This is a genomic window from Rhizobium leguminosarum bv. trifolii WSM2297 (genome assembly GCF_000271845.1).
On sequence record NZ_JH719393.1, the window covers coordinates 1816826 to 1835578 of the forward strand.

An 18753-nucleotide genomic window follows, 5' to 3' on the forward strand; every position below is an offset into this window, starting at 1 on the left:
ATTTTCATTAGGCCCTTTGGGTGCGTGATTTTTAAAATTGCTCAAAAACATCGCTATATGCTTAGAAAATAGCTTGACGGGACGAATGTCAAGTATATGAAATTCACTTATCGATGGCTGATGCCGCGATTGATGAAAATGTTTTCATGGGAGGATGAAATGAAAACGTATCTTTCAGGGGCTTTCGCACTGGCGCTGGCCACCGTTTCCTTTGCGTGGTCCAGCGTGGCCATGGCGGAAACCCAGACGATCACTTTTCTCTTTACCGACGACGACCAGGCTTATGTCGAGCGGATGGAAGCGCTGAGCAAAGAATTCGAGACGGCGCATCCCGACATCAAGGTCAATTTCGTCTCGTCCGGCTATGATGCCGTCGCCAAGCAGCTGCCAGTGCAACTTGCCATCGGCGAAGGTCCAGATATCGCCAAGATCACCGACTGGCAGCTGGCGCCCTATTACCTCGACATGCGCCCGCTGATGAAAGATCCGGATGGCTTCGCCAAGCTGCACGGCGACAGCCTCAACACGCTTCGTTTCCCCGGCGTCAACGATCCGAACTCGATCAACGGCTATGTCGCGTCGCAGACCTTCAACCTGCCCTTCGTCAACAAGACGCTGTTCGAACAGGCCAAAGAACCGCTTCCCAAGCCGACCGCCACACTGAAGGATATCGTCGAAGCCTCGGCGCGAGTCGCCAAGGCGACCGGCGCCCAGATCCCCTTCACGATGGACCGCTCGGGCCATCGCTTCTCGGGTGCTGCCTTCTCCTATGGCTCGAAATACGTCAAGGACGGCAAGTTCGCCTTCCCCGATGATGCCGCCAAGCACTACATCACCGATCTCTATAACTGGACGAAGGACGGCTCTTTCCCGAAGGAAATGTGGGGGGCTGCCGGCGGAACCCAGTACAAGAACATGGGTGACGAGTTCGTCAACGGCAATGTCGTGACCTATCTCGCCGGCAACTGGATGGTCAATCCGTTCCAGAAGAAGATCGGCGATGCATTCGACTGGACGGCAATCAGCGCGCCCTGCGGCGACGCCGGTTGCTACGCGATGCCTGGCGGCACCGCAATCGTCGGCTTCAAGCGCACCAAGTACCCGCAAGCCGTCGCCTCATTCATCGAGTTCCTCGGCTCTGAAAAGGTCCAGCGTGAAATCGCCGAAAACTACGTTATCCTGACTGGCGCCGACATCAAGGACCCGCAGTACAAGCTCGAGAGCAAGAACGCCAAGGACGCCATGGCCGTCTTCCTCGCTGCCCGCAGCAGCGCACCGAAAGCCGCCCGCGACCTGGAACGCCTGAAGGGCTCTTCTGCCATCTATCAGCTCATCGTCCAGCGCATGAGCCAGCTGATCGTCGGCGAGCTTTCCCTCGATGACACCTTCAAGGCAATGAGCGCTGACGTCGACAAGGTCAACGTCGCGCTCGCCGCCAACAAATAACCGGCCGCGCCTGTCTCCCAACAGATTGCGCGCTGCATCAGCCACGGTCTCGCAACAGGCCGTGGCTGATGGTTTTTTGCCCTTGCTCATCGCCGTCCACGACAGTTGGATCGGTTTCAAATCGTCGATGAGCTGAACCACGCTACTTCCCCTGCAAGGGATGGCGCTCCGTTTTCTTCGCCGTCATTCCGGTTGGGCTGATCGCAGTAGCCGGAGCGCGGCTTTTCATTCCGGAAAACGCGGATAGCGAGACACGTCGTTCGACTTGCCGGTTCAAGTGCTGGGCATCGCGTCGCGCACCGCCATTCCTCGCTTGGCAAGCACTCTGATGCCAGGCCTGGCGGCAAGAACAATGCGGTCTAGCATCCGATAGCGAAGGCGTCGTGACACGAGGCTCGGGAGAGGCTATAGGCGTTGTCAGCCTGGGCAAGCCCCCTAAGGCGCCAAGTCAAATCATAAGCGCCGGCACCCGGTCATTCCGCCGGGGACCGAGCGACCGTCTACCGTATAGAGGTGCATCTCCATGCCGATGGGTTCCGAGCATCCGCTGCGCAGGGAGCTTCACAACGAATTGCATGCCCGCCCGTCGCTGTATTTCGATGGTGACACCGATGTCTGGCATGTCGCGATCGTCGGCGAGAACGCCCCTCCCCCGCTTCCGAGTGATCTTCCGGGACTGGACGAGATAACGACCACGGGCCAGGGCAATCATGGCATCGGCCGCCTTGGCGACGGCCGGCTGAAATGGGAGGCGCATACCGAATTCCTGACCCTGACCTTCGTCGTTCCCGCTTCGTCCGAACCCGGGAGCAATCCGCCGGAAGCCTTTCGGGCCTGTTACCGGCAGATCGAAGGAAAGGTCATGGCGGCTGTCCGCGTGCTGGTGCGCGACGAGAAGGATGGGCAGCGTCTCGAAAAACCAAAGCTCGACTATGTCGCCTCTGAGGTCGGCGGCGGCGATGCGGAAGTGCACTCGAACTTTCGTCTGACCGACAGCGGTTTCGTCGAATTCCTGTTCTTCAACCGCAACCTCAACGCCTATCGCACCGGCCGCATGGTCCGGCGTTTCCTGGAGATCGAAACCTACCGGATGATGGCGCTGCTGGCTTTGCCGATGGCGCGCGAGACCGTCTCCAAGCTTTCCGCCTTCGACGGGCGCCTCGATCTGCTGATCGCGCATATGCAGAGCGCCGTCAAAGTCGACAAGGCGCTGCTGTCCGAGGTGACCAGGCTCTCGTCGGATGTCCTCAACTTCTCTGCGCTCGCCCGCCACCGCTTCGGCGCAACGAAAGCCTATGCCGACATTGTGGCCAGCCGATTATCCGAGCTCAGAGAAGAACGGGCCGAGGGAAGGCAAAGACTGGGCACCTTCATCGACCGGCGCTTCCAGCCGGCTGTCCGCTCCGTCTATGCGGCGGAGCGGCGTCTCGACGAGCTCGCCGAACGTGTCAGCCTGGCCGGAGACCTTCTCAGAACCACCGTGCAGGTTCAGCTTGAGGATCAGAACGCCTCGCTGCTGACCTCGATGGAAGAGCGGGCGCGTGTCCAGGTGCATATCCAGCAGGCGGTCGAAGGTTTCTCGGTCATCGCCATTACCTACTATACCATTGGCCTGGCGAAGATCTGCCTGGAAAGCATTTCCGCGCTGGGCGTCGATCCGCATGTGACAAAACTCGCCGTTCTCGGCGCCATCCCGCTTGTGCTTTTCGCCGTCTGGACCGCCGTCCGTCATGTGCGCAGGAGCATCGCCGGTGCGCCCCACGGCCCCGCATCCGGAAGCCACTGATGCGCGCTCACCGCCGCCCTTTTGGGGCGGCGGCGGTGTTCTCTTCGCGGCGTCAAAGCGCGTCGCGATCTTTCGGATTACCGCTGCAAACTATTGCGCGACATGCTTCAGCAGACATCACGAAGCCATCGCATAATGGCGACGTTCCGATGCCCGGCCGCTGCTTGTCCTGAACCGCAACAGCAGTTGCGCAAGGTTTTCGGTTTCCTGCGTCAGGCTTTGCGCGGCCGCCGTGGTTTCTTCGACCATCGCGGCGTTCTGCTGGGTTACCTTGTCCATCTGGTCGCCAGCGGCCGAGACCTCGCGCAGGCTTGTCGCCTGTTCGCGGGCGGCAACGGCGATCTCGGCGACGGTCGCATTCATCGCGGTGACCTGCTCGACGATCTGTTCGAGCGAGAGGCCGGATTCGCCGACCAGCTGGACCCCGGTCTTGACCTGCGCCGAGGAGGTGGAAATCAGTTGCTTGATCTCCCTAGCCGCATTGGCGGAACGTTGCGCGAGCTCGCGGACTTCCTGAGCGACAACCGCAAAGCCCTTGCCTGCCTCACCGGCGCGCGCCGCTTCAACGCCGGCATTCAGCGCCAGCAGGTTGGTCTGGAAGGCGATCTCGTCGATGACGCTGATGATGTTGCCGATCTTCGACGACGAGTTTTGAATTTCCGTCATCGCGTCGATGGCACGGGCGACGATTTCGCCGCCCTTTTCAGCATTGGTGCGGGCCGTCGCCACCACGGCCTGGGCGCGGCCTGCGCCCTCCGCCGTCCCGTTGACGCCGCGGGTCACGTCGCCGAGTGCTGCGACCGTTTCTTCCAGGGACGCCGCCTGCTGCTCGGTGCGGCGGGCGAGATCGTTGGAGGCGGTGGAGATTTCCGACAGACCGGAGCGGATGGTGGCGACTGCGCGAATGACGGAGTCGACCGCTTCCTCGAGGCTTGCGACCGAGTTGTTAAAGTGATCACGAATCCTGACATAGCGATGGTCGACTTCGCCGACCCGGACAGTGAGGTCGCCCTTGGAAAGCGCGTCGAGGCCCACGGAAATCTGGCGGAAGGCATGCTCCATCACCTGGGCGTCGGAGAGCCGCTCGGCTTCCTGGCGCAGCCGTTCTTCTTCGGCGGCGAGACGAGCGCGTTCGGCATTGGCTTCGGCGATCAGCTTGGCGCGTCCCGTTTCCTGGAAAACCTTCAGCGAACGAGCCATGGCTCCGAGTTCGTGGCGGTGCTCGACGCCGGTTATCACGATCTTTTCCTCGCCACGGGCAAGCTGCTCCATCGACTGCGCCATCTTGCGCACCGCCGAGGAAATCAACCGGCCGACGAAATAGGAAAGCACGAGGCCGATGACGATCAACAGACCGCTGATAACAAGCGTCGCGCTGGTCGCCGAGGCGACCGTTGCTTCCACCGAACCGTCCAGGTTCTTCTGCGCGCCGGTGACGCCGGCCTGCAGATCCTTGAACTCGCCTGATATTTTCGGTGCCAGCACATTGAGCTGCGTCTGGCGGATACTGCCGCTCGCCTGCAAGACATCCTTCATGTCGCCCAGACGGGCGGTATAGTTCTGCATAAGCTGGCCGGCACCCATCAGGCGCTTCTTCTGCAACTCGTTCTTGGCAGCCTTGGCAGCGGCATCATTGAGCGAGACTGCTTCGGCGAGTGCTGCCTGGGCCGTATCGTAGGCCGCAAAATCGTCGGAATGCACGAAGCGCTCAGAAAAATAGAGGCTGCGGTTCAAGGCTTCGAGCGTTGCCGCCGTCATGTGCAGCAGCGGCACATCGTTCTGGCGCCAGGCGCTGCGCATGACGTCGTTGAGTGCAATGCTGGTCCATGGCCCGAATTCGGTGACCTTGGAGATCAGCGCATCACGCCTGGCCTGCAGCGAGACGATCTGTTCGAAGGCCTTGCCATATCCGGCAATGTCCTGGCGGATCGTCGCAAGGCCGGATTGCAGGTCCTTGTTGTCGGCAAAACGCGGGTCGTCCGCCTCGAACGCCTTCACGCCGGCGCGAAAGCTGTCGACAACGGCCTGCGCCGGCGTCGAGCGGAAGGCTTCGGCCGACATCTGGATCTCGTGCAGCTGGTCGCTGTAGTCCGATATGGCGAGGCTCTGCCCGGCCGTGGCGCGATAGGATGCGAAGATCGAGGCGAGGCCGTTCATGCCCGAGATCGCGCTGACGGTGAGCAGGCTCATCAACAGAATCAACGGCACGAAGCCGGAGGTGATCTGCGCGCGAATGCCGAATTTATTCCAGAAATGCAACATCATAGGCCTCTTTACTCACTGGCTCTTCGGCAGGTATTGGGCAATATTCTCAGGTGTGACGAGTTCGAAAGGAACGTTGTTTTCGCGCGGCACCTTCTCCTTGCTGACCAGCTTGACGGCAGCGTCGATTGCGGCCGCTCCCTGGCCGACAGCGCTCTGGAGAATGGTCACGTCGAGATCGCCGGCCACCATCGCGGCGAGTGCATCGTCGGTCGCGTCGACGCCGGCGACGACGACGTCCTTCATCGGGATATTGGCCTTCTTCATGGCGCGGATCGCCCCGAGCGCCATTTCGTCATTGTTGGCGATGACTGCGTCGAACTTGACGCCGGCGGCGATCCATTCCTGCATCTGCTGGTCGGCATAATCGCTGGACCAATAGGCCGCCTGCCGTTCGACGATTTCAAGGCCCTTGCAGTCCGGCGTGGCGATGACGTCTGAAATGTCCTGGGTGCGGGTGCGGGCGGCCGCATGAAAGGTTTCCCCCATCAGCACGACGATGCGGCCCTTGCCCTTGAGGAGCGCGCAGACCTGCTTCGTCTCCAGTGTGCCGGAATCTTTCTCATTGGAGGCAACCACGACCTGATTGTCGGGCAGGTCCGCAAGGTTGGAAGGAACATTGTTGATATAAACCAGCGGAATGCCCGCATCTGCCGCCATCTTGGTCATCTGCGGCCCAAGATCGCCGTCGGAGACCGCAAGAATAATGGCGTCGACCTTGTCGGCGATAAGCTTCTGGACCTGTTTCTTCTGAAGCTCGTTATCGCCCTTGGCGTTCTCGGTGACTAGCTTGAGGCCCGAAATCGTCTGCCCGTGCGAGATGACGCCGTTCAGCAGCGCCGTCCTGAATTTATCGAGATCGGACATCGAAACCCCGATCGTCTGCGCGTTGGCAGCGGAGATCGATATCGCCAGGGCGATGGAAGCAAGCGTGGCCGTTTTCATGAATTCCTCTGGGCAATTCGGATGGAACTGCGTTATTTCAGATCTTGGTTAAATTTTACTTTTCGCCCGGAAGCAAAAGTTAAGCGCGCGGGATGATCTTGCGGCGGCAGAAGCGCGTTCTTCGGCCGCACTCGGCCTGACTTAATGGACATCGCGTCAGATGATGCAATGCGTCTAAGCCTTTTGGTTTAATGGGCGTTAGCGTCCGCCGAAGCCGGAGCCGACGGAGATGCCCTTGTACATTACCCTCTGCAGCACGATGGCCAGGATGACACCGGGCACCATGGAGATCGTCGCACCCGCCATGATGTAGTTCCAGGCGGTGCCCTGCTGTGTCTGGAACAGGGTAAGCCCGAGCGGCAGTGTGGCTTTTTCGACGCCGCTGGTGGCGATCAGCGGCCACAGGAAGCTCTTCCACTGGGCGATGAAGGTGAAGAGCGACAACAGTCCGATCGCCGGCATGGCGAGCGGCACGATCACCGTTACCAGAATGCGCAGGCGCGAAGCGCCGTCCATCATTGCCGCCTCGTCAAGATCCTTGGGAATGCCAAGAATGAACTGCCGCAGCAGAAATGTGCCGAAGGAGCTAAATGCGACCGGCAGGATCATGCCGTGATAGGTGTTGATCCAGCCGAGCTTGCTGACGACGAGGAAAAGCGGGATGACCAACATCACCTGCGGGATCATCAGTGTGCTGAGATAGGTCAGCAGCAGGCCTTCCCGGCCGGGAAACCGCAGCCGGGCAAAGGCGTAGGCGGAGAGACACGATACCACAATTACGATTGCGGTGACGCCGCAGGCGACCACCAAGGAGTTGAACAGGAAGGTTCCGAACGGCAATGAAACGAAGGCGTCGACGAATGTTCCCCATTCATATTCCTCGGGGAAGATGCGGACCGGAACGGCCATCACTTCGGCATTCGAGCGCACCGCGTTCGATACCATCCAGAAAAAGGGAAAGAGGAAAAGCAGCGCGATCAGCGAAAGTCCCGCATAACTGGCGAAAGTGCCGAGGCGCCGCAAGAGGCGGTGCCGATCCGCGGAAACGGAATGCGGGTGACGGGTCGGGTCAATCGTCATAATGCACCCATTTGCGCTGCATGTGGAATTGCAGGATGGTGAGCGCCATAATCATGACGAACATCACCCAGGCGAGAGCCGAGGCATAACCCATCTGGAAATTGGTGAAACCCTTCTGGTAGATGGCAAAACCGAGCGTCGCCGTTGCCGAGCCCGGGCCGCCGCGTGTCATCGCAAAGATCTCGTCGAAGACCTGTAGCGAGGTGATCGCCGTCATCACGGTGGCAAAGAAAATAGTCGGCGAAATCAGCGGCAGGCGGATGCGCCAGAAGCGCTGCCAGACGTTGGCGCCGTCGATCGTCGCCGCCTCGAGATAGTGCTTCGGCACCAGGTCGAGTGCGGCGTTGAACATCACGACGTTATAGCCGACATTCGCCCAGAGAGTGACCAGGATGACCGCCTGCATGGCCCAGGTCGAGCTCAGCAGGAAATTCGGCAGGCCGAGGCCGAGCGAGCGGATGACGCTGTCGGCCAGTCCGTCCGGCGTGAGTATCAGCAGCCACACCACCGAGGCGGCAATTGTCGGCGTGAAGGTCGGCAGGAAGAAGATCACCCGGAAGATCGCCTTGCCGCGCTTCAGGCTCGATATCCACACGGCAAGCGTCAGCGAAACGATGATATTCACAGCCAGATACTCGACGGCGAAGAACAGCGTGTTGCCCAGGATGGTGTAGAAGGCCGGATCGACGGTAAAGAGCTTGATGTAATTCTGGAAGCCGACAAAGGACGGCGTCGAGATCAACTGCCAGTTGGTGAAGCTCAGCGCGAGCGACGCCACAATCGGCAGGGCCATGAAAATCATGAAGCCGAGGAAGCTCGGCAGCAGGAACAGCATGGCCGTCTGCGTCTCTGGCTTGAAAAAGCGCCGTGGCTGTCTGGGCTGCAACGGAATTTCAGCGACGGCGCTTTGCGACATGTCATCCTCCATGCGCGGCAGTTCCTGCCGCGACGAGAGCTGGCCCACCCCTCGGAAACCGAAATCGATTTAGGGGTGTGGGCGGCGCTCTATTGTTGCGCGAGGCTCTGGATCGACTCCATCGTCTGCTTGGCGTCGGCGCTGCCGCCGAAGGCCGGCGGGAAATACTGGTTGAACAGGTTTTCCACCGCCGCCCAGTTATTGGTAATCACGTAGGGTACGGAATGCGCCAGCGAGTAGTCGATGGCCTCGCCGCCATTGGTGATGTCCTTGGCCGCCACCTTGTACCAGGAGGATTGCGCCGCCGTGCGCGCCGGCAAGGCGCGACCGCCTTCGGCAAGATAGGCCAGCGCTTCGGGGCTGGTCAGCACCTGAATGGCTTTCCAGGCCGCATCCTTGTTCTTGCTTGTCGTGGAAATACCGAAACCGGAGCCTGCTGTGACAGCCGAGAGTTCGCCTTCGGCGCGCGGCAGGGTGGTGAGGCCGATCTTAAACTTCGTCTGGCCCTTCATGCCGATGATCGACCAGGGACCGTCGATATACATGGCGATGTTGCCCGAATTGAACCGGCCCTGGACGACATCACCGGGATCCGCGCCGCCCGAGGGAACCAGCGGCGCGATCTTATCCTTGGCGGCAAAGCCGATCAGCCTGTCGGCGGCGGCAACTGCGCTCGCACTGGTCAAGTCAAGCTCGCCGGCGTCGTTGACGTATTTATCACCCCAGGCCGCGGCCAGCACCGAATAGTTGGTCGGAGTCATGCCGAATCCGTATTTGCCGTCCTTCGTCAGCTTCTTGGCGGCGTCCGTGAATTCGGCAAGTGTCCAGCCCGGCTTCGGCAGCGGAATGCCGGCGGCTTCGAGGGCATCCCGGTTATAATAGATGACCCATGGACCGACGTCGTAAGGCAGGCCGTAAAGCTGCTTGTCGACGGACATGCCGCCGATGATCGAGGGGGTGAAGGCGCCGACGTCGAACTTGTCGGCCGCGATCCGGTCATTCAGAGGCTCGAGCAACGAATAGAAATTCGGCATGCGCAGCGACTGCATGGACACGATGTCGGCGAGCTGTCCCGATGCTGCCAGCACCGGCAGCCTCGTCCAGTAGTCGACCCACCCCGTCGTCGTGAGCGTCACCTTAATGTCGGGGTACTTGGCGGTCACCATGTCGGCCAGATGCTGCCAGCTCTTGGTGTCGGCTTCGGAGCCGGTCCACATCTGCCAGGTCAGGTTGACCTGCTCGGCCGATGCGGCTGTGGCAAAAAGACTGCCGCCGATTGTGGCGAGCAAAAGCGCTTTCTTCAGAACCTTCATGGGTTTCTCCTCCCTCCATGACGCAATGAACACGCGAGTGCGACCGAGTTCACGCCTTGAGGACGATCTCGATCACCGGGACGGTAACATCAGGTCGCCGGACCGGCAGTTCGAGCGTGATCATGCCTTCCGGCACCATCACGCCGATATTGGAATCCACGTCCTTCGTCTGGCTGAGCCAGCGCACTTCGCTGGCGTCATGCAGGAATTGCGCATAGGCGATCCTGTCGGCAAGGCCTTGGATATGGATGTGGCGGTAAGGCCAGTTGTAGACATGCAGGTAGAGGCGGTTGCCGCGCTGGGTGTAGCGGCAACCGGCCGGCGCCGGTAACTCGGACGGTCCGGCTCCATAGATGGAGCGGTCGTTGACGGCCATCCAGTTCTGGTAGACCTCAAGCGCATCGATGGCGCGTGCGTCGAAAGTGCCGCGGCCTGTCGGGCCGACATTCATCAAGAGGTTGCCGCCGAGCGCGACGGAATCGATCAGCAACTGGATGATCTGTTCCGGGCTCTTCCAGCTATCCTCGTCACGGTGATAGCCCCAGGAGCCACTGAAGGTGTGGCAAGCCTCCCAGAGCACGCCCTGGCTGGCGATGGCAGGCGCCACGCGCGGCGTATATTGCTCCGGCGTCGTCACGTCGGGCAGCTTGCCCGGCGGCAGATCGAGGCGATTATTGACGATGATTTCGGGCTGCAGCTCGCGCACCAGCTCAATTAGTCGCTCGCTTTCCCAGTCAGCGCGCCCCTTGCCGGGCAGGCCGCGATATTCGCGCCCGGGATAGCTGAAATCGAACCAGATGATGTCGACGCGGCCGAATCCGGTCAAAAGCTCGCGCACCTGTTCGCGCATATAGGCGGCGTATTTCGCGATATTGCGGCCGGCATTCAGCGCCTCGGCCTCCGGGTGATTACGCAAGGGATGGTGAACGTCGATCGGGAAATCCGGATGGTGCCAGTCGAGCAGTGAATAATAAAAGCCGATCTTCAGCCCCTCGGCGCGGAAGGCTTCGACCAGAGGCGTCAGCAGATCCCTGCCACAGGGCGTGCTCGGCGCCTTATAGTCGGTCACCTTGCTGTCCCAAAGGCAGAAACCTTCGTGATGCTTGGTCGTCACCACGACATATTTCATGCCAGCGAGACGCGCACGGCGAGCCCATTCCTTGGGGTCGTATAGATCGGGATCGAAATTGTCGAAATAGCGCTGGTAATGCTCATCGGTCAGCTCTTCGCGGTTCTTCAACCACTCATGCCGTGCTCCAAGCGCATAAAGGCCCCAATGGATGAACATGCCCAAGCGGTCATGACTGAACCAGGCGTGCTTACTCGTCCCCGATGCCGGATTTTCCAGCTGGCGTTCCGAACCCGTCACAGGTTTCTCCTCCCTGTTCTCCGGCCCACATCATGTCGAACCGGTTCGGTGATTGAACATCTTCCTTGATCCAGCGCCTGTCAAGTTGAAATTCTCAATTCGCAAATTCTCGGGAACCACCCAGAAATTAGGCATTTTGCCACGTTCTGTTGCAACGGCGAATAAAATCTGACAAAAGAAGGCTCTAGAACCGGTTCGATAAAGATGACGACCATAAGAGATGTCGCGCGCCTGGCGGGGGTTTCGATCTCAACCGTCTCGCTCGCGCTCAACAGCCCCAAGCGGGTCGGCGCCGAGACGCTAGACCGCATCCAGCAGGCGATAAATTCGACGGGCTACCGCATCGATCCGGTGGCCCAGACGCTGGCGCGCGGCCGCAGCTCGCTGATCGGTTTCGTGTCTGCCAATCTCGGCAACATGTTCTTCGGCGACATCCGTCGGGAGATCGAGCATCAGGCGCTCGACCACGGCTATTTCGTGCTGATCGCCGACTCCTCCGGCAGGGCCGATCTCGAACGGGCGCTGCTAGAGCGGATGGAGGCGCAGAAGATTGCCGGTATCGCGCTGGCGACAAACGGTCATGGCGAGGAATACGCAACCTTCCTGCGGGATTTCAAGACGCCGATCGTCATGTTCGACCAGAAGGTGGAAGGTGCGGAACGTGATTTTGTCGGCTCCGATAATCCGCTGACCACCACCATCCTGACGGAACATCTGCTGCAGCTCGGCCACCGGCGCATCGGCTTCATCTCCGGCCCCTCCGGCCTGCACACCGCCGATGAGCGCCTGAAGGGCTTTACGGACACGATGGCCGGCGCCGGCGTCGACATCGATCCGTCGCTGGTGGTCGAGGGCGGCTATACCAGGGCCGGCGGCCATGCACAGGCGATGCGCCTCCTGACCCGCCGCGACCGGCCGACCGCCATCATTGGCGCCAACAATATGACGGGTCTGGCTGCACTACAGGTGATGCAGGAAATGGGCTTCCGCTGCCCTGATGACGTGTCGCTGGCGATGGTCGACGACGTGCCGTGGAGCAACGTCATCACGCCCCGCATCACCATGGTCGTGCAGGATGCGAACAAGCTCGGCGAACTGGCGGCACAACGCCTGCTGGCGAGAATAGCAAGCCCCGAGAGCGCCGCCGCCCCGCCCCAGGATTTTATCCTGACGCCGAGATTCGTGCGCGGGGAGTCGACCAGGCGGCTCTGAGCGCGGCTGAACTGCGTCACCGAGGTAAAGAGCGGCCCATCGTGATCGAGGCTGTCGGCCCAGGCTTGGACGGCCCGGTAATCGAGAGTATTGCCGTCGTTCACGTCGGCCAGCGCCTCGACCGTCAAACGTCGGCGCTTCTGCGCAAGGGGCAGCGAAACATGCGCGGTCGGCGCCCTGGCTTCCATAGAAAACCTCCTCATCATTCTTCCGATCATAACGATAAACTCTACTGTTATTCAACTACAGCGGCCCGGCGGGCAGTAACAGGCAATGGACAAGTAACTTCGATCCATTGAAAGTCGGAGCAATTTGTCATACATGTGTGATGAATCGAGATTCGGTGCCGCCGGTATGGGCGGTGTTAGGATCAAAGCCGATGCGGGGGTCGAGGCGTTATGCAGGTGAAGGATCGCGGCAGAGGCTCCGGGTCGCTGGTCGCACAGGTCGGCGAAAGTCTTCGGCAAGCCATCTTGAGCGGCCAGTATTCAGTCGGCGACAAGCTTCCGAGCGAACATGAACTGACCGAAACGCATAGCGTCAGCCGAACCGTGGTGCGCGAGGCCGTGGCAGCTCTTCGTTCCGATGGCCTGGTCGAGGTGCGCCAGGGCGCGGGGATTTTCGTCATCGGCGCCGACCCAGCGCTGTCCGGCCGGAAGGTCGACAAGGCCCGCGTCGCCTCCGATCTGGAAGTGCTCGAAATCCGCACACCTGTCGAAATCGAGGCGGCGGGACTTGCCGCCTTGCGCCGCTCGCCGGCACAGGAGGAAGCGATCTTCGAATGCCACCGGAAAATCCTGCAATGCATCGAGACTGATCAATCGATCCGCGAAGCGGATCTCGAGCTTCATGTCGCGATCGCCGAGGCGACGAACAACCCGCTGTTCAAGCACTTCCTGGAATCGCAAGGCTCGGCGATCATCCCGCAATCGAGGCTCGTCCCGGAAACGAGGACGGCCGAGCAGACCGCTTACCGAAAGCTGATCCACAGGGAACACGAAACGATCGTCATGGCCATCTCGGACAGGGACGATCAGGCTGCACGCAGCGCCATGCGCGACCATCTGGTCGGCAGCCAGGCGAGATACCGGAACCTGCTGAAGGATCTGCGAAGCTTTACCGGCTGAGGCAGTCGAGAAGCGCTGCCAACGCTATAAGTTTTCAGAAATCGCGAGCCAACCCACCTGCGAACACGAGCGTCAGCGAGCGGTTTTCCCGGCTGGCTCGCGTAGGCGACGTTATGGCAAAGGACTTGCATAGAACGTATCGGCGTGATGCTTGAACGGGATTGGACAGGTTGTTTTACCCGTCTGCGGCTGAAAGCTAATTGAAAGCTTGGACGTCTTAGGAAGAGGCAGCATCGTGGAGGAGACACGGTCAAGGTGGCGAGACGACGATGCAGCACACCACTAGGAGGAGATACCAATGCGTTCTTCACGCAGCCTTTTTCACACCGTCGCATTTTCCGCGCTTTTCGCTGCAGCATCATTTGCTGCGAGCGCCGCTAACGCAGCCGACAAGATTACCATCATGGTCGGCGGCTATGAGAAGCAGATCTATCTGCCCGCCAAGCTCGCCGAATCCCTCGGTTACTTCAAGGACGAGGGCCTTGATGTCGAGCTGCTGAACGAAGCTGCCGGCGTCGATGCCGAAAACCAGCTGCTGGCCGGCGCCGTTCAGGGTGTCGTCGGCTTCTACGATCACTGTGTAGACCTGCAGGCCAAGGGCAAGTTCGTCGAATCCATCGTCCAGTTCAGCCAGGCGCCGGGCGAAGTCGAGATGGTCTCGAGCAAACACCCCGAGATCAAGTCGCCGGCCGACTTCAAGGGCAAGACCCTCGGCGTTACTGGTCTCGGTTCGTCCACGAACTTCCTGACCCTCTTCATGGCCTCGAAGGCCGGTCTGAAGCCCGGCGACGTCGTCACCGTTCCGGTCGGCGCCGGCGGCACTTTCATCGCCGCCATGCAGCAGGATCAGATCCAAGCCGGCATGACGACCGAGCCGACGATCTCGCGCTTGGTCAAAACAGGCGAGGCGAGCGTGCTCGTCGATATGCGTACGGTCGAGTCGACCCGCCAGGCGCTCGGCGGCACCTACCCGGCCGCCTCGCTCTACATGGAAGCCTCCTGGGTCGACGCCCACAAGGAGGAGGCGCAGAAGCTCGCCAACGCCTTCGTCAAGACGTTGAAGTATATCAACACGCATTCTGCCGCCGAGATCGCGGACAAGATGCCGAAGGATTTCTACGTCGGCGACAAGGACGGCTACATCAAGGCTCTCGACGCGGGCAAGGGCATGTTCACGCCCGATGGCGTCATGCCCGAAGACGGCCCGAAGACCGTGCTTGCCGTGCTCTCGGAGTTCTCCAAGAACGTCAAAGGCAAGCAGATCGACCTCTCCAAGACCTACACGACTGAGTTCGTCAAGAACGTCAAGTAAGTCAGTCGCGCCGCTCCCGGCTCCCAAGCGGGAGCGGCCACCGTTCGATCATGGGCATTGCGTGCGCGCCCTCAAAGCACGCCTCAGGTACACCATGCAACAGGACACCAAGCAGATCCCGGCGATCGAGCTGATCAATGTCAGCCGCCGCTTTGTCTCGCCGACCGGCAAATCCCTGACTGCGCTTCGCGATTTCAACATGACGGTCGCCCGCGGCGAGTTCGTCGCCGTTGTCGGTCCCACCGGCTGCGGCAAGTCGACGACGCTCAACCTTGTGACGGGGCTCGCACGGCCGAGCGCGGGCGAAGTCCGGCTGATGGGCGGGCCGATCACCGGCATCGACCCGCGTGTCGGCTTCGCATTCCAGACCGACGCGCTGTTTCCCTGGAAGAACGTGATCGACAACGTCATGGCCGGTCCACTGTTCCGCGGCAAGTCCCGCACCGAGGCGGAAAAGTTGGCGCGCGACTGGCTGGCCCGCGTCGGCCTGTCGAAGTTTCTGCATCACTATCCCCATCAGCTTTCGGGCGGCATGCGCAAGCGCGTTTCACTGGCGCAGACCTTCATCAACGAGCCTGAGATCCTGCTGATGGACGAGCCCTTTTCGGCGCTCGACGTGCAGACCCGCACGGTCATGCACGAGGAACTGCTGAAGCTGTGGGCCGAGCGCAAGGCCTCGGTGGTGTTCGTCACCCACGATCTCGAAGAGGCCGTGGCCCTTGCCGACAAGGTCTATGTGCTGACCGCCGGCCCTGCGACGGTCAAGTCGGTCTACCCGATCGATCTTCCCCGCCCCCGGGTGGTGTCGGAAATCCGCTACGAGCAGAGCTTTATCGACTACTGCAAGACGATCTGGGAAGACCTGCGCGAAGAGGTCCAGACCAGCTACCGCCGCGCAAGCGAAGCGGCCTGACGGGAGGATATCATGGCAGACACCACTTTCGAGGCCGCTTCGGCCACGCTGTTTCGTCCGGGCACATCAGATGCCGAGATCGAAGCCTCCGCACTGAAGGCGATACGCCGGCGCAACACACTCGTGCGCTTCTGGCAGATCGCCATCCTGGTCTTCGTCATCGGCATGTGGGAGCTCTCCTCCAACATGCAGTGGATCGACCCGTTCTTCTATTCAAGCCCGAGCGGCGTTATCGAGCGGCTCTATGAATGGGCGACCGAGGGCACCACCGAAGGGTCGCTCTGGTATAATCTCTGGGTGACGATGGAAGAGGCGCTGATCGGCTTCTTCGCAGGCTCGATCACCGGCGTCTTCGTCGGCATCGGCCTTGGCCGCAACCGCTTCTTGTCGGATATCTTTTCCGTCTACATCAAGGCGATCAACTCGATCCCCCGCGTGGTCCTTGCCCCGATCTTCATCATGATCATGGGTCTCGGCCTGCCGTCCAAGGTCGCCCTCGCCTTCATCATGGTGTTCTTCGTCGTCTTTGCCAACGCCTTCCAGGGCGTGCGCGAAGCCGACCGCAACATGATCGCCAATGCCCGCATCCTCGGCGCCTCCGACTGGCAGGTGACCCGCACGGTGGTTATCCCCTCGGCGATGAGCTGGATCTTCGCCAGCCTGCACGTCTCTTTCGGCTTTGCGATCATCGGCGCGATCGTCGGCGAATTCGTCGGCGCCCGCTTCGGCATCGGCCAGCTGATCTCGATTGCGAAGGGCACGTTCGACGCAGCCGGCATGTTCGCGGCAATCCTCCTCGTGATGGTCGTCACGCTTATCGCCGAATACATCATGACGCTGATCGAGAACCGCCTGGCGAAGTGGCGGCCGCAGCAGCACCTCGATACACAGTAATCAGATCGATCTTCCTCCCAAGGCAGATCGAAGCGAAGGCCGGGCGCGACGTCCGGCCTTCTTCATCTCATTGCACGTCAGGCATGGGCAAGCGGAAGCCACACGGTAACCACGAGACCGCCGCCGTTCGCATCTTCAAGCGAGACCGAACCTCCGGCGCCTTCCGCGACCTCCCGAACGATCGCAAGACCCAAGCCGCTTCCCTCGGCTTCGGTTCCCATGATCCGGTAGAACCGTTCGAAAACCTGTTCGCGCTCCCCTTCGGGAATACCCGGCCCGTTATCCTCGACGGTGATGACGGCCCTGCCGTCGGCCTGCCCGACTGCGACGGTCACCCGGCCATCGGCGCGGGTATAGCGGATGGCGTTGTCTATGAGGTTGACCAGCATCTCGCGCAGCATCGTTCCGTCGCCCTCGACAAAAACGGGTCGGGACACTTCCAGCCCGAGATCGATATTGCGCCTCAGCGCCTCCTCGGCATGCGCTTCCAAAATCTCGCGGGCAGCCTTGCTGAGGTCGGTCGCATCGCTGCGAGGACGCCGGCTTCCGGGTTCGGCCCGCGACAAGGTCAGGAGCTGGCTGGCGAGACGCGAAATCTGCCGCGTGCTGGTTCGAAGGGCGGAAAGCGCCTCGTCGCGGCGAACCGCATCACCTTCGCGGGCCGCCACGCTTGCCTGCGTCGAAATCAGCGCGAGCGGCGTTCGAAGCTGATGGGCGGCATTCGATACGAACCGTCGCTGCGCGGCCATCTGGTTCTGGACACGCTCCATGTAATCGTTGAGCGCATGAACGAGCGGCTGCAATTCGCTCTGCACCATCTCGGGCGGCAGCGGATCGAGACGGTTGCGGCCGCGCTGGCGCACGGCGTCCCGCAGTCTGAGAGCCGGCGCCAGGCCGCGTTGAAGCCCGAGGATGGTCACCAGGCTTGCGACGAAGACAAGCATGAACTGCTTCGAAAAATCCGAAAGCCACAGCTGCCTTCGCATGGCGTACTGGCTGTTATGGGTCACGGCGACTGTCACCGAGATAGTGCCGTCGTCAGGAAGGCCGACGACGGGATGGTCGAGCATCAGGACGCGCACGGCGGCGCCATGGAATACGCGGTCCTCCCCTGCGCGCTGGACGGTCGGCAAGGGCAAGTCGGGAAAGCCGCTCACCAGACTGCCCCAGGCGGTGATCACCTGGTAGGAAACCCGGTCGCCGAAGCCTGTATCGAACATCTCCAGCGCAGCCGGCGGCACGTCCAACTGAACATTGCCGCCCTCGTCGACGCGGACTGCCTCGGCGATGACGCGGGCCGAAGCCAGAAGCGTTCGGTCCGTCACCAGCTTTGCCGTCGCATCCGCCGTCCAGAAGCTGTCGTAAAGATTGAAGCCGATGGCGCCGAGCAGGGTCAGCAGCACCCAGCAGAGCAGTTGTACTCTTAGGCTCCGGCTGAGCCGCGCGATTGTCGCGCCGGCCTTTGTGACAACGCTATTCGACATGTCTAAGGAGATAACCGAGCCCGCGCAACGTCGCAATCTGAACCGAACTGTTCTCGAGCTTCTTTCGCAGCCTGTGGACATAGATTTCGATGGCGCTCGGATCCGCCTCGTCGTCGAAACCGAACACGCTTTCGGAAAGGGCGGCCTTCGAGACCGTGTTACCCAGCTTCATGACGAGCTGTTCAAGGACAGCATATTCTCGCGGCGTCAGCTGCAGCAGCTCGTCCGCGACGAAAAACTGCCGTGTCCCGCCGGAAAAACGCAGGTTGCCGACGGTGATCTCTGAGGATGCACGATCCTGTCCGCGTCGCACCACAGCGCGGATTCTCGCTTCGAGCTCGGCAATTTCGAAGGGCTTGGCGAGATAGTCGTCGGCGCCGCTGTCGAGCCCGGCCACACGGCCGTCCAGGCTTGCATTCGCGGTCAGGATAATCACCGGAAGCTTGTTTCCGGACTGCCTCAGCCGCTTCAAAAGCGTCAAGCCGTCAAGCTTGGGCAGCGCAAGGTCGAGGATCATTGCCGAATACTCGGCGACCTTGAGCATATGCTCGGCGTCCTCGCCGTCATGGGCGATATCGATAGCATATTGCGCCTGTCGCAGGGCTTTGCCCAGCCAGGCCGCCAGATCCTTGTTGTCCTCCACCACAAGCAGTCTCATCCATCCCCCTTAGCACGGGCTGACGGTCTGGCGGAA

15 protein-coding genes and 1 pseudogene are annotated in these 18753 nt (G+C 61.0%); 7 read left to right on the forward strand and 9 right to left on the reverse strand.

Features of this window, described 5'->3' with window-relative positions; genetic code table 11:
* Positions 1-159 precede the first annotated feature (159 nt).
* Positions 160-1446 carry an ABC transporter substrate-binding protein gene (locus RLEG4DRAFT_RS62760; protein WP_003575896.1) on the forward strand — a complete coding sequence of 429 codons (1287 nt, stop codon included), beginning with the start codon at positions 160-162 and terminating at the stop codon, positions 1444-1446.
* A 523-nt stretch (positions 1447-1969) separates the two neighbouring features.
* Complete coding sequence (locus RLEG4DRAFT_RS62765) at positions 1970-3232, forward strand: DUF3422 domain-containing protein (RefSeq protein ID WP_003575893.1); 1263 nt, start codon at positions 1970-1972, stop codon at positions 3230-3232.
* Positions 3233-3349: 117 nt separating this feature from the next.
* Here the strand turns inward: RLEG4DRAFT_RS62765 and RLEG4DRAFT_RS62770 are convergent, their stop codons facing one another.
* The 6 genes from RLEG4DRAFT_RS62770 to RLEG4DRAFT_RS62795 form a co-directional block, all read right to left on the reverse strand.
* Positions 3350-5494 (reverse strand): methyl-accepting chemotaxis protein, encoded by a 2145-nt coding sequence (locus tag RLEG4DRAFT_RS62770; protein ID WP_003575892.1) that lies wholly within the window; start codon positions 5492-5494, stop codon positions 3350-3352.
* 15 nt (positions 5495-5509) lie between these two features.
* Positions 5510-6439 carry a substrate-binding domain-containing protein gene (locus RLEG4DRAFT_RS62775; protein WP_003575890.1) on the reverse strand — a complete coding sequence of 310 codons (930 nt, stop codon included), beginning with the start codon at positions 6437-6439 and terminating at the stop codon, positions 5510-5512.
* Positions 6440-6637: 198 nt separating this feature from the next.
* Entirely contained in the window at positions 6638-7519 is an 882-nt protein-coding gene (locus tag RLEG4DRAFT_RS62780; protein ID WP_003575886.1) for a carbohydrate ABC transporter permease, read from the reverse strand.
* Positions 7509-8435 (reverse strand): carbohydrate ABC transporter permease, encoded by a 927-nt coding sequence (locus tag RLEG4DRAFT_RS62785; protein ID WP_003575884.1) that lies wholly within the window; start codon positions 8433-8435, stop codon positions 7509-7511. Before RLEG4DRAFT_RS62785 ends, RLEG4DRAFT_RS62780 begins: the two co-directional genes overlap by 11 nt.
* 89 nt (positions 8436-8524) lie before the next feature.
* Positions 8525-9748, reverse strand: coding sequence for an ABC transporter substrate-binding protein (locus tag RLEG4DRAFT_RS62790; RefSeq protein WP_003575881.1), 1224 nt, complete (start codon positions 9746-9748; stop codon positions 8525-8527).
* Between the two features lie 49 nt (positions 9749-9797).
* Complete coding sequence (locus RLEG4DRAFT_RS62795) at positions 9798-11117, reverse strand: alpha-L-fucosidase (RefSeq protein ID WP_003575880.1); 1320 nt, start codon at positions 11115-11117, stop codon at positions 9798-9800.
* 204 nt (positions 11118-11321) lie between these two features.
* Between RLEG4DRAFT_RS62795 and RLEG4DRAFT_RS62800 the strand changes: the two genes are divergently transcribed.
* Positions 11322-12329, forward strand: a complete 1008-nt coding sequence (locus tag RLEG4DRAFT_RS62800) for a LacI family DNA-binding transcriptional regulator (RefSeq protein ID WP_003575877.1) — start codon at positions 11322-11324, stop codon at positions 12327-12329.
* A gap of 29 nt (positions 12330-12358) precedes the next feature.
* Here the strand turns inward: RLEG4DRAFT_RS62800 and RLEG4DRAFT_RS62805 are convergent.
* Positions 12359-12517 (reverse strand): annotated as a pseudogene (locus RLEG4DRAFT_RS62805) (CopG family transcriptional regulator); the annotation flags it as partial.
* 210 nt (positions 12518-12727) lie between these two features.
* On the opposite strand from RLEG4DRAFT_RS62805, the gene RLEG4DRAFT_RS62810 reads away from it, so the two are divergent.
* The 4 genes from RLEG4DRAFT_RS62810 (at position 12728) to RLEG4DRAFT_RS62825 (ending at position 16575) form a co-directional block, all read left to right on the forward strand.
* On the forward strand, positions 12728-13456 hold the full coding sequence (locus tag RLEG4DRAFT_RS62810) for a FadR/GntR family transcriptional regulator (RefSeq protein ID WP_003575874.1): 729 nt from the start codon (positions 12728-12730) through the stop codon (positions 13454-13456).
* A 298-nt stretch (positions 13457-13754) separates the two neighbouring features.
* A complete protein-coding gene (locus RLEG4DRAFT_RS62815; protein ID WP_003575871.1) occupies positions 13755-14768 on the forward strand; it encodes an ABC transporter substrate-binding protein in 1014 nt (337 codons plus the stop codon).
* A gap of 94 nt (positions 14769-14862) precedes the next feature.
* Positions 14863-15681: an ABC transporter ATP-binding protein gene (locus RLEG4DRAFT_RS62820; RefSeq protein ID WP_003575870.1), complete on the forward strand. Its 819-nt coding sequence runs from the start codon at positions 14863-14865 to the stop codon at positions 15679-15681.
* Between the two features lie 12 nt (positions 15682-15693).
* Positions 15694-16575: an ABC transporter permease gene (locus RLEG4DRAFT_RS62825; protein ID WP_003575869.1), complete on the forward strand. Its 882-nt coding sequence runs from the start codon at positions 15694-15696 to the stop codon at positions 16573-16575.
* A gap of 77 nt (positions 16576-16652) precedes the next feature.
* Here RLEG4DRAFT_RS62825 and RLEG4DRAFT_RS62830 read toward each other — a convergent pair whose 3' ends face one another.
* Positions 16653-18059, reverse strand: a complete 1407-nt coding sequence (locus RLEG4DRAFT_RS62830) for a sensor histidine kinase (protein ID WP_003575867.1) — start codon at positions 18057-18059, stop codon at positions 16653-16655.
* Positions 18049-18717, reverse strand: a complete 669-nt coding sequence (locus RLEG4DRAFT_RS62835; protein ID WP_003575865.1) for a response regulator — start codon at positions 18715-18717, stop codon at positions 18049-18051. The genes RLEG4DRAFT_RS62830 and RLEG4DRAFT_RS62835 overlap by 11 nt, the downstream gene beginning before the upstream one ends.
* Between the last annotated feature and the right edge of the window lie 36 nt (positions 18718-18753).

Excerpts from the sequence above, each read along its gene's own strand:
- RLEG4DRAFT_RS62760 (WP_003575896.1), top strand. The coding sequence starts at position 160 with ATGAAAACGTATCTTTCAGGGGCTTTCGCACTGGCGCTGGCCACCGTT.
- RLEG4DRAFT_RS62765 (WP_003575893.1), top strand. The coding sequence starts at position 1,970 with ATGCCGATGGGTTCCGAGCATCCGCTGCGCAGGGAGCTTCACAACGAA.
- RLEG4DRAFT_RS62770 (WP_003575892.1), bottom strand. The coding sequence starts at position 5,494 with ATGTTGCATTTCTGGAATAAATTCGGCATTCGCGCGCAGATCACCTCC.
- RLEG4DRAFT_RS62775 (WP_003575890.1), bottom strand. The coding sequence starts at position 6,439 with ATGAAAACGGCCACGCTTGCTTCCATCGCCCTGGCGATATCGATCTCC.
- RLEG4DRAFT_RS62780 (WP_003575886.1), bottom strand. The coding sequence starts at position 7,519 with ATGACGATTGACCCGACCCGTCACCCGCATTCCGTTTCCGCGGATCGG.
- RLEG4DRAFT_RS62785 (WP_003575884.1), bottom strand. The coding sequence starts at position 8,435 with ATGTCGCAAAGCGCCGTCGCTGAAATTCCGTTGCAGCCCAGACAGCCA.
- RLEG4DRAFT_RS62790 (WP_003575881.1), bottom strand. The coding sequence starts at position 9,748 with ATGAAGGTTCTGAAGAAAGCGCTTTTGCTCGCCACAATCGGCGGCAGT.
- RLEG4DRAFT_RS62800 (WP_003575877.1), top strand. The coding sequence starts at position 11,322 with ATGACGACCATAAGAGATGTCGCGCGCCTGGCGGGGGTTTCGATCTCA.
- RLEG4DRAFT_RS62810 (WP_003575874.1), top strand. The coding sequence starts at position 12,728 with ATGCAGGTGAAGGATCGCGGCAGAGGCTCCGGGTCGCTGGTCGCACAG.
- RLEG4DRAFT_RS62815 (WP_003575871.1), top strand. The coding sequence starts at position 13,755 with ATGCGTTCTTCACGCAGCCTTTTTCACACCGTCGCATTTTCCGCGCTT.
- RLEG4DRAFT_RS62820 (WP_003575870.1), top strand. The coding sequence starts at position 14,863 with ATGCAACAGGACACCAAGCAGATCCCGGCGATCGAGCTGATCAATGTC.
- RLEG4DRAFT_RS62825 (WP_003575869.1), top strand. The coding sequence starts at position 15,694 with ATGGCAGACACCACTTTCGAGGCCGCTTCGGCCACGCTGTTTCGTCCG.
- RLEG4DRAFT_RS62830 (WP_003575867.1), bottom strand. The coding sequence starts at position 18,059 with ATGTCGAATAGCGTTGTCACAAAGGCCGGCGCGACAATCGCGCGGCTC.
- RLEG4DRAFT_RS62835 (WP_003575865.1), bottom strand. The coding sequence starts at position 18,717 with ATGAGACTGCTTGTGGTGGAGGACAACAAGGATCTGGCGGCCTGGCTG.